An 8,969-nucleotide genomic window follows, 5' to 3' on the forward strand; every position below is an offset into this window, starting at 1 on the left:
ATTTATAAACGAGAAATCAGGCGCTTTATTGTGTGCTTAGAAACAGAGTAACGCTTATTTTTCACTTTTTTTAGTCTTCACAAAGGCTCCTGCTGACCATGACAGCCTATTCTGTCGAACGGTTCCCCGCCGGGACTGAAAATGGCCACAGCTTTTTTTGTAGGATCTCGCGCGGCTTCGGCCGTCCGATCCATCTCAGCTTGTCGCAGTTGCCGACGCAAGCTGTCGACTTCTTGTTGAAGATCCTGATCGGTTTTCTTTTCCCCGCCCGGCGGCCCGGCTTTGTCATCCGCTTTCCGCCAGGCGTGAATCAGACTATCGCTAATGACCATTTTGCGGGCTACGGTCATGATGGGTTCACCATTGGCAACTAGCCGCAGCACATCAGCTTTAAACCGCTACGGCGGACCGTTCGGCGGTATACTTTCGTTTGGGGCGTTGGGATTGGTTTATGCCGGGCCGACGTATCGGTACACGAAGTTAAAAAAGTTTCGTGTCCGGATTTTTAGGACCATATCAATTTCGGCCGGGCCGCCGTCGCGGAGATTTTTAATTCTGCCAAAATCTGGGCTTCACTCACCAGCCCTAATCGGTAAAGCTCGACCACGTGCCAGCGAAAGGCACTGGCTTTGTCCTTTTTCTTGAAATCAATAAAACTGCTCACTTTCATAACTTTACAAGGTTAGTGTCAAGCTATTTCGCTGTAATACAATAAGTTGCATAAGGGATCTTATGTTAAGAAACTTTTCCAAGAACTGACCTTAAGCAAGGGCAAGTAAAGCAACGTTGATCAACGCCTTTTAGTACCCATAAATCCAGCTTAAGTAGAACGGCTATGAACTGGTGGATCGTCTTCCAAATTGGGCGGTGGATAGCCACCACTTTGGCTCTACTTGCTCAATGATGAAGCGTTTTTCTCAGCCTAGCTCGCACCAACGCATCAGTTTAGACCTAATCTCAGATTTTGAGAACCTGTAGAGATGACACGGAGAATGACACAGGAAAGTAGAGCTGCACAGAGGTCTCTTTAAAAATAGCTTTTCTCCCTGAATCTTCGTTTCGCTCGGTGTATCGCTTGTTATCGGCTTTTAACTATGAAAAATAGTCTCGTTAAGATAGGTAGTTGGGTACTGGTTCTGCTGGCTGGGGGCTGCGTTGATCCATACCGCCCGCCGGAAATTTCCGATCCAAACACCTATCTGGTAGTTAACGGTTTTTTTGATAGTGCGCCGGGCGCTACGACGACCATTCAACTCTCGTGGTCGCAGAATCTGACGGATTCCAAGCCGCCAACAGCCGAAACGAATGCCAGACTGACGATTGAGAGTGCGCATAATGCCACTTACAGTCTAACCGAAAAAAGCGCGGGCGTTTATTCCTTATCGGGCGTAACGGCCCAACCCGGCGAAACGTACCGGCTCCACATTCAGACGGCCAGCGGGTTAACGTATTATTCCGACTATGTACCCGTCACTATGAGCCCCGCTATTGACAGCATAAGCTGGCAGGTAGAAAATGATGGGGTACAGATTAACGTTAATACGCATGATCCGCAGAACACTACGCATTATTACCGCTGGGAATACGATGAGACCTGGGAATACACAGCCGCTTACTATTCATTGTTTGTGTATAATGATACAAACAGAACTATCGACAGGCGAAATGAAGACGTATTCAACTGCTGGGGCAGTTCAAATTCCAGAAATATCAGGGTACACTCCACCGTCCGGCTAAGTCAGGATATTGTCAGTCAGTTTCCGCTGATCGCTATTCCTGGCTCGTCGATTAAGTTTCAGAGTAAATACAGCATTCTTGTCCGGCAGTATGCTTTAAGTCAGGCTGGGTATGAATACTACGATCAATTGGCCAAAATAACGCAGAACATCGGCTCCATCTTTGATCCACAACCTTCGCAGATTACGGGAAATATTCATTCCACAAACGATCCGACTAATTTGGCATTGGGTTTCTTTTGGGCAGGGTCTGTGACCAGCCAGCGGATTTTTATTCGTAAATCTCAACTCCCTGGCTGGGTTACCATTACTGGTGATGGGTACTGTGATACGGATACGCTGACTGCGGAACAAATCCGGGATTCGCCCACCGGAATCGTTTCTGAATATATACCCTCACCGCCCCTCCCTCCTCCATACGCTTACCTGACGGCTCCCTTAGCCTGCATCGACTGTCGGTTGAAGGGGGGAATTACCAAAAAACCGGATTTTTGGAAATGATGGGTATAATTAAAGAATCGTACACAAATCGTCACTAGCCAGCTGTAGCAAAATTTTCACCCGAGCCCGCAAATACGCGATTCTGGGCAAGTTGGGTTATCTCTGTGATTGAATCAGAAACCCATTCAGTCACAGAGATAACCCAACTTTAACTTTTTAAAGCCGTTTTGTCGATCAAATCAGTCAAATAGTATATTTTGTACGAAACGGCAAACGTACCCCCTGTTTCGTGTTGAACCCCGTCCTGAAGGATTATGGTCAGGCGGCCCAGAAATCACAATTGTCAGAGAGTTTGAATGCAAACGTGATCAATTCGGTCCAAGCATTTTATTAAGTGGGGTAGTTCTGCGGAAAGGGAGATAATTCACGGTCCGCCGTTGCGGTCATTTGGGAGAAAACCAGTCTGCTCCGGCAGCCCGGTCACAAACTCAGCTAAAATGTGAGATTTTGAACGGTCCGCCGTCGCGACCGTCCGCGGCTGCGGTTTGATTAGTGACGGGGCCGCCCGAGCGGATGACAATTTGAGACTGAAGCTCAAACACATTGACTTTGCCGTGACAACTACTGTCTCGATCTCAAGAATAGGGCGTTTTATAGGACGTTCTACAAGCGTCTAACCGATTTTAGATTCTCGCTTACTTAAGCGACCTGCGACTAGGCCCCATTGCGCAAGGCGCGCGATTGGTACAACAGTGCTGTCCAGTTAATCCACCCGAATCTTGGGGGAATATATTTATAAGTTTAGGCTGTAACCTCTCGTCCAAGTGGGAGTTACCACTCGAAATCTCTACACCCTTTAGGCCAGCAACTGACTGTTGCTGGCGAGCGTAAGGAGATGCATCGATGTGCAAACTAGTCGATAAGCAGGAACAGCCAAACCAACTATCAATGAGCCAATTTTTTGTCAAGATTCTTGTGATCCTCCTCTTAGGACCACATTATCTATACGCGCAAATGGCGTATAAAGTCCAGGATCACTTTACGAAAACTGAGACCTACATTACCATGCGCGATGGTGTCAAATTGTTTACGGCTATCTATACCCCTAAACAAGCTACTGCGACCCGCCCCTATCCCATCCTCTTGCAACGGACCTGCTATGGCATTGCCCCCTACGGTAATGATAGTTATCCCAACAGCTTAGGCCCATCGATGACGATGATGCAAGAGGGCTATATCATGGTTTATCAGGACGTGCGAGGCCGCTACAAAAGTGAAGGTCAGTTTACCAACATGACACCCGTAATGGTTCATAAAAACAATACAGACGTGGACGAAAGCACCGATACCTTTGACACCATTGACTGGTTGGTCAAGCACGTACCGAACAATACTGGCAATGTGGGGATGTGGGGGACGTCCTACCCAGGGTTTTATGCAGCAGCTGGTCTGCTGAGTAACCATCCCGCCCTGAAAGCATCCAGCCCGCAAGCACCCGTTTCAGACTTCTTTTTTGATGACTTTCATCATAATGGGGCCTTTTTGGAGAGTTATTTTTTATTATTTCCCTGGTTTGGCGTGCCAAAGAAAGACACGACCACCTTCGCCTGGTACGATAGCTCGCCGGTTAATACGGCTAAAGTTCTCCGGGATGGCTACCAAATTTATCTGGATCAAGGCCCACTGACGTTTGCTGACACCTACTATAAAGGGAACGTCTTTTGGCAGGAAACGGTGAATCATCCCAACTATGACGACTACTGGCGAAAACGAGCTTTACTCCGGCACGTTCAGCCTAATCTAAAAACAGCCGTTATGACCGTTGGAGGCTGGTTTGATGCCGAAGATCTGTCGGGGCCACTGAATCTTTATAAGACCATCGAGAAGAAGAGCCCCGGCACCTACAATACGCTAGTCATGGGGCCGTTTGGTCACGGTGGATGGGCCTATGAGACCGGCCATACCCTGCACAGTAACCTCTATTTCGGCGATAGCCTGGCGAGTTTCTATATGAATGAGATTGAAGCCAAATTCTTTCGTCATTTTTTGAAGGGCGTAGGCAACAGTACGGGCTTACCGGAAGCGTATATGTTTGATACGGGCCTGAAAAAATGGAATCAGTTTGATCAATGGCCCGCTGCTCGTATTCATAAGCAAAAGCTTTATTTAAATGCAGCGGGCACGTTAGATCGGCAACCCCCTAAAAAGATTGAGTCAGTATCTTACCCCAGCAATCCTATGAAGCCAGTTCCCTACACCGAGGATTTGACATCGACGATGAACTTTACGCCTTACAATTACATGAGCGAAGACCAGCGCTTTGCAGGCCGTCGGCCGGACGTACTGATATTTCAAACCGGTGTTTTGTCTCAGGATGTGACCTTAGGAGGGGAAATTAAAGCGTATCTGAACGTAGCTAGTACAGGTACAGATGCTGATTTCTTTGTCAAACTGATTGATGTCTATCCCATGGACGAACCCAATCATGCCTACATGCCTAATAAAAACGTTACCTTGAGTAATTACTGGCAGATGGTTCGTTCGGAAATGATGCCCGCCCGGTTTCGCAACAGCTTTGAAAAGCCTCAGCCACTCCGCGCTGGTCAGAAAACGGCCGTTCATTTTCAGTTGCAGGATGTGCTCCATACCTTTAAAAAAGGGCACCGGATCATGATCCAGGTCCAAAGTACGGCCTTCCCCTTATTTGCGCGTAACCCCCAGACATTCGTGCGCAACCCGTACAAAGCAAAGTTCTCCGATTATGTGAAGGCCACACAAACGGTTTTCAACGACAGTTTTATTGAGGTGGATTTGCTCGAAGGGGCTATTACCGAAAATGCCCAGCCATCTGTCTGGAATTTTGAGGACTACCGACCAAGAGTGATTGGCATGGCTCCATTTGAAAACGGGGCTCAATCTGTTAGCACGAGCACATCGGTGATTATCCTTCACTTCTCCCAAAAGATGGATACCCGATATTATAGTTTTGGCAAAGGCCCTTTGGGCCTGGAAAGCATGGCGCGGGTAAAACGGTTACGAGGCTTTTCGGAGGATGGTAAATCGTTCTCCTTTGAACTTGAGGTGAAGCCGAATCAGCGTTGTCAGTTACTGATCGGTTCAAGTTTTCGCAATGAGAATGGCGATCGCCTGAAGCCTTACCTGATTGATTTTAAGACTAAAGAATAGAGGTTGTTGGGCAGAATGGCCGTTCTGAACAGCCCTATTGTGTTTCATCCTTTCCGGGTAGTATATATTCCTAAAATGACACAAAAATGGAGGGCGTACAGGCGAGAGAACAGTTAACATCTCAGTTGAGTATTACCTCACAAAAGGCTCCCACCTGAGACGGGAAGCGTTTTGAGTATCTGTAATTCGGGCGTTTTTTGAAATCATGCTTGCTGGTCAACCGATAGCAAATGCAAAGCATAGGCACACCTATTGCGAAAAATCACGTATCAGCTTCTCGGTCTCGGCTGGATGCGAAATGAACACGTAGTGATTGGCATCCTTGATCCCCAAGGTCTTTCCTTTCCTTACTTCTTTTCGAAACAGAGCTTCCTGTTCACTAGCCCACTTGGTCATGATAGGAAACGAGGCCATGGCCTTCTGGCGATTGGCGGAATCTAGGCGGTTGTAGAATGGGAAGGCAGCACGGACAGAGCTGTGCTGGGCATAAATCGCCAGCGCTGGACATTGGATCTGGGAATAAGCAGGACGCTCTAACCTCGATAGCGTGGCCGGGAAGACAAAGGTCGGTGTTGTATCCCCAATATATTTGCCTTCTTTCGAGAAAACAGATGTTGCCCTGATCTCTTCGACAGGAATCCCCACACCCACTACTTCCTCTATACCCTGGCTTAAGTTTTCCAAAGAAGCGGAATCCCTGGCCGTTGGATTGGGTTGACCAGGGCCTTGGGCCAAAAGCTGCATCAGATTGGAGCGGTCATAGGCGGCATCCAGGTAAATCAGTTTAGCCACCCGATCTGGATACAACGAAGCGAATTTACTCATTTCGTCCCCGGCGATGGAATGCCCAACCAGCAAGCCTTTCTGGATATGAAGGGAGTCCAGAACAACGAGAATATCATGGGCTAGTGTAGCCATATCATAGCCCATTTTGGGTTTGGACGACTGGCCGAATCCTCGACGTGTGATGGCATACACATGATACTGATCAGTAAATTTAGGCGCAAATTCGTCAAAGACGTGGGCCGTGTTGCCAAAGCCGGTCAGGAACACCAACGGTTGACCTTCTCCGCCCCAGTCGAGTACTTCGAGTTTAACGCTGTCGGCTACGGACAACAAACGGGTCTGATGGGCCGATGAGTTGATTTCAGATTGGGACGAATGACAACGGGCAAGAACAAGGGTAGCCAGTAGGCTTACCAAAAAGAGGCTTGTTTTCATGGTCAGATTAGAAAACCGGTCTTGCCAATCTACTCACATTTTTAATGGCCCTGGCGCTCACTCGAAGAAATTGTGTAAACGGTTGGGGACTGTCGGTAGAGCGTATGCTACTGGTGGAGTTTGACAGATATTAAAAAAAGGTACATTCTCAATAAAGGCTCAAAGGGCGAGACGCCAGTGCGCTTAGGAGTCTGCTCCTTAAGAGACCGGTGTGAGTGCATACAGCTGATAACAGCTCAGGACTCTTAGGGAACTGATAAATAATAAATGAGCGACAGCCTGCTTTTAGATGACAAAGCAGGCTGTTCTTGTAATTCTTTCTACCACTACCGACTAATAATTTATGCTACATCGTTAAGCCATCCATTAGAGAAGACTACGTTTTTGAAGCTGCACTGCAATGGCCTTTCGTTTCCTGTTATAGGTAGCTAGGGCGGGTATCAGGGCCCAGCTACTAGCTGCTACCAGATACGAACTGAGGACGAAAGCCATACTGACAAACATGACTAATAGAAGCAGCATAAAGAAGCCCATTTGTTGGATTTTAGCTTTCTTGGTCAACACTTCATTATCGGATAGCTGATCTAAGGCAAGTTGCTCAAATGAGCAAGGAGAGGAAAGCGCAGTCATATTTTATTTTGTTAATTTATGACTAAACTACCCAGCTTATCAATATGAAGTTGGGTAAAAGGAGGAAAGGAACATAGAGCGGATAATCGGTAGCAGATCCCAACAACACCGATTTAGCTTCTACCACCATTGCCCTAAGTCGAGCAGTGCCGTTTCCCTTAACTCTCCCTCAATTCTCACGAAAACCCTGATTTATTAATATTTGTCTACCTCAATCAGTCACATAGGTTGAAATCGGGTGAGGTGGTCCGGTTTATCGGCACACTGAATTTGTCAGATTTGTATAATACTCCTGTTCAAATTGTTCAGGGCTTCGATAACCCAGCGACGAGTGCTTTCTCTCCCTATTATAATAGACCTCAATGTAGTCGAAGATCTCTGTATATGCATCCTCAATGTTCAGAAATACTCCGCCTTCCAATAATTCCGCCTTCAGGCGGCTCCACAACGACTCGGCAAAGGCATTGTCGTAGGGATCGTCGGCCCGGCTCATACTCGGCCTGAGATGCCACAACCGGATTACCTCCTTTAACTCCGTTGAGATGTATTGGCCACCCCGATCTGAATGGATAATGAGCCCCACGGCAGGTTGATGCAATTGTAAGGCACGACGTAGGGGCAATACAACCAGTTCGTCCTCCATCGTTTCACCTACTTGCCAGCCCACTATTCTACGCGAAAACAAGTCCATCCAAGCCGCTAGGTAGCCCCACTCTCCATTCTCCAAAGGCAAATAAGTTATGTCACTGACCCAGACCAAATTAGGGGCCTTGGGCAACGGCTGACCTAATAGCAGGTTCGGCCAATAGCCTTTTCCATGGGTACTATCCGTTGTTCGAGGTACAAATGATTTGGGCTGAATGGCCTGTAAACCAACTGCTTTCATCAGCGTTCTTACTTGATGACGGCCCAGCAGATACCCCTTTTCTTGTAACTCAGCGGTAATACGTCGACTGCCATAGCGTCGTTTGTGCTTACGAAAAACTTGCTCTACTAGTTGTTGGTGCTCAGCTTGTTGGGGAGTTTGTTGGTAGCTATCGCCCCGTAAGTACCGGTAATAAGCCGTACGACTAACTTCCAACACTATGCACAGAGTTTCTATCTTAAATTGCTCAGCTAGGCTTTTAACCAACTCATAGCGTTGCTCTAGGTCTGTTGGCTGACAATGCTTAAAGCTTTTTTTAAGATCTCGCGCTCCACCTCTAGTTGACTAATCCGTTGTAGTAGCCGCTGATTCTCAATTAATACCTCCGGAGGCTGGCTTGAAAAATAGTGTTTCTCTTGCCCGTTGGTTCGCTATTCCCATTTATAAATAAGCGCTTCACTGATACCCAACGCCTGAGCCACGTAAGGCACGCTTTGCCCATTGGCGATCATTTTTAGCACGTCTGCTTTGAAAGTCGCGTCGTATTTACGCCGTTTAAGAGGTTTGTTTTTAGGCTGCATGGTCCTGCAAGTTAAGCAAGTTCACTGTGCCGATTTATTGGACCATCTCAGGGTAATTCTACGCTAAAGCCAATTAGGCTGTCTGAATAAATTTGGCCTTCCTTAAATGACTCATTATTACTTTACCTTATGAAACGATTCTTTGTCATTACTCTCCTAATAGGCGCTAGCTTAACAGCTACTGCTCAGGTGAAAAACCAGTTAGCTAATACCGCCTGGCAAGGTACCGTCGAGACCAGCAAAGTCGTGGATGTTGTTCTTCGGTATGGAGCAGACACAATGAGGATGTATACGATAGCCGACAAGCAG

At 47.3% G+C, this 8,969-nt stretch carries 7 protein-coding genes and 2 pseudogenes; 3 read left to right on the forward strand and 6 right to left on the reverse strand.

Going from position 1 to position 8,969, the window contains the following annotated elements:
• Positions 1 to 77: 77 nt before the first annotated feature.
• The gene (locus GK108_RS24365; protein ID WP_163954106.1) at positions 78 to 383 is read right to left on the reverse strand and encodes a hypothetical protein; all 306 of its coding nucleotides are present in this window, start codon (positions 381 to 383) and stop codon (positions 78 to 80) included.
• Positions 384 to 505: 122 nt separating this feature from the next.
• Complete coding sequence (locus GK108_RS24370; RefSeq protein WP_163954107.1) at positions 506 to 670, reverse strand: hypothetical protein; 165 nt, start codon at positions 668 to 670, stop codon at positions 506 to 508.
• Between the two features lie 424 nt (positions 671 to 1,094).
• Here GK108_RS24370 and GK108_RS24375 point away from each other — a divergent pair, with 424 nt between their 5' ends.
• Both GK108_RS24375 and GK108_RS24380 read left to right on the forward strand, forming a co-directional pair.
• Positions 1,095 to 2,237 carry a DUF4249 domain-containing protein gene (locus tag GK108_RS24375; protein ID WP_163954108.1) on the forward strand — a complete coding sequence of 381 codons (1,143 nt, stop codon included), beginning with the start codon at positions 1,095 to 1,097 and terminating at the stop codon, positions 2,235 to 2,237.
• Between the two features lie 888 nt (positions 2,238 to 3,125).
• Entirely contained in the window at positions 3,126 to 5,363 is a 2,238-nt protein-coding gene (locus tag GK108_RS24380) for a CocE/NonD family hydrolase (protein WP_163954110.1), read from the forward strand.
• Between the two features lie 249 nt (positions 5,364 to 5,612).
• Here GK108_RS24380 and GK108_RS24385 read toward each other — a convergent pair whose 3' ends face one another.
• The 4 genes and pseudogenes from GK108_RS24385 to GK108_RS24400 form a co-directional block, all read right to left on the reverse strand.
• Positions 5,613 to 6,584 (reverse strand): alpha/beta fold hydrolase, encoded by a 972-nt coding sequence (locus GK108_RS24385; RefSeq protein WP_163954112.1) that lies wholly within the window; start codon positions 6,582 to 6,584, stop codon positions 5,613 to 5,615.
• A 366-nt stretch (positions 6,585 to 6,950) separates the two neighbouring features.
• Positions 6,951 to 7,214: a hypothetical protein gene (locus tag GK108_RS24390; RefSeq protein ID WP_163954114.1), complete on the reverse strand. Its 264-nt coding sequence runs from the start codon at positions 7,212 to 7,214 to the stop codon at positions 6,951 to 6,953.
• A gap of 253 nt (positions 7,215 to 7,467) precedes the next feature.
• A pseudogene (locus GK108_RS24395) lies at positions 7,468 to 8,388 on the reverse strand (IS3 family transposase); the annotation flags it as partial.
• Between the two features lie 122 nt (positions 8,389 to 8,510).
• Positions 8,511 to 8,660: a transposase gene (locus GK108_RS24400; protein ID WP_163954118.1), complete on the reverse strand. Its 150-nt coding sequence runs from the start codon at positions 8,658 to 8,660 to the stop codon at positions 8,511 to 8,513.
• A 129-nt stretch (positions 8,661 to 8,789) separates the two neighbouring features.
• Here GK108_RS24400 and GK108_RS24405 point away from each other — a divergent pair.
• Positions 8,790 to 8,969 (forward strand): annotated as a pseudogene (locus tag GK108_RS24405) (hypothetical protein); the annotation flags it as partial.

The organism is Spirosoma terrae (genome assembly GCF_010435915.1).
Classification (GTDB): Bacteria; Bacteroidota; Bacteroidia; order Cytophagales; family Spirosomataceae; genus Spirosoma; species Spirosoma terrae.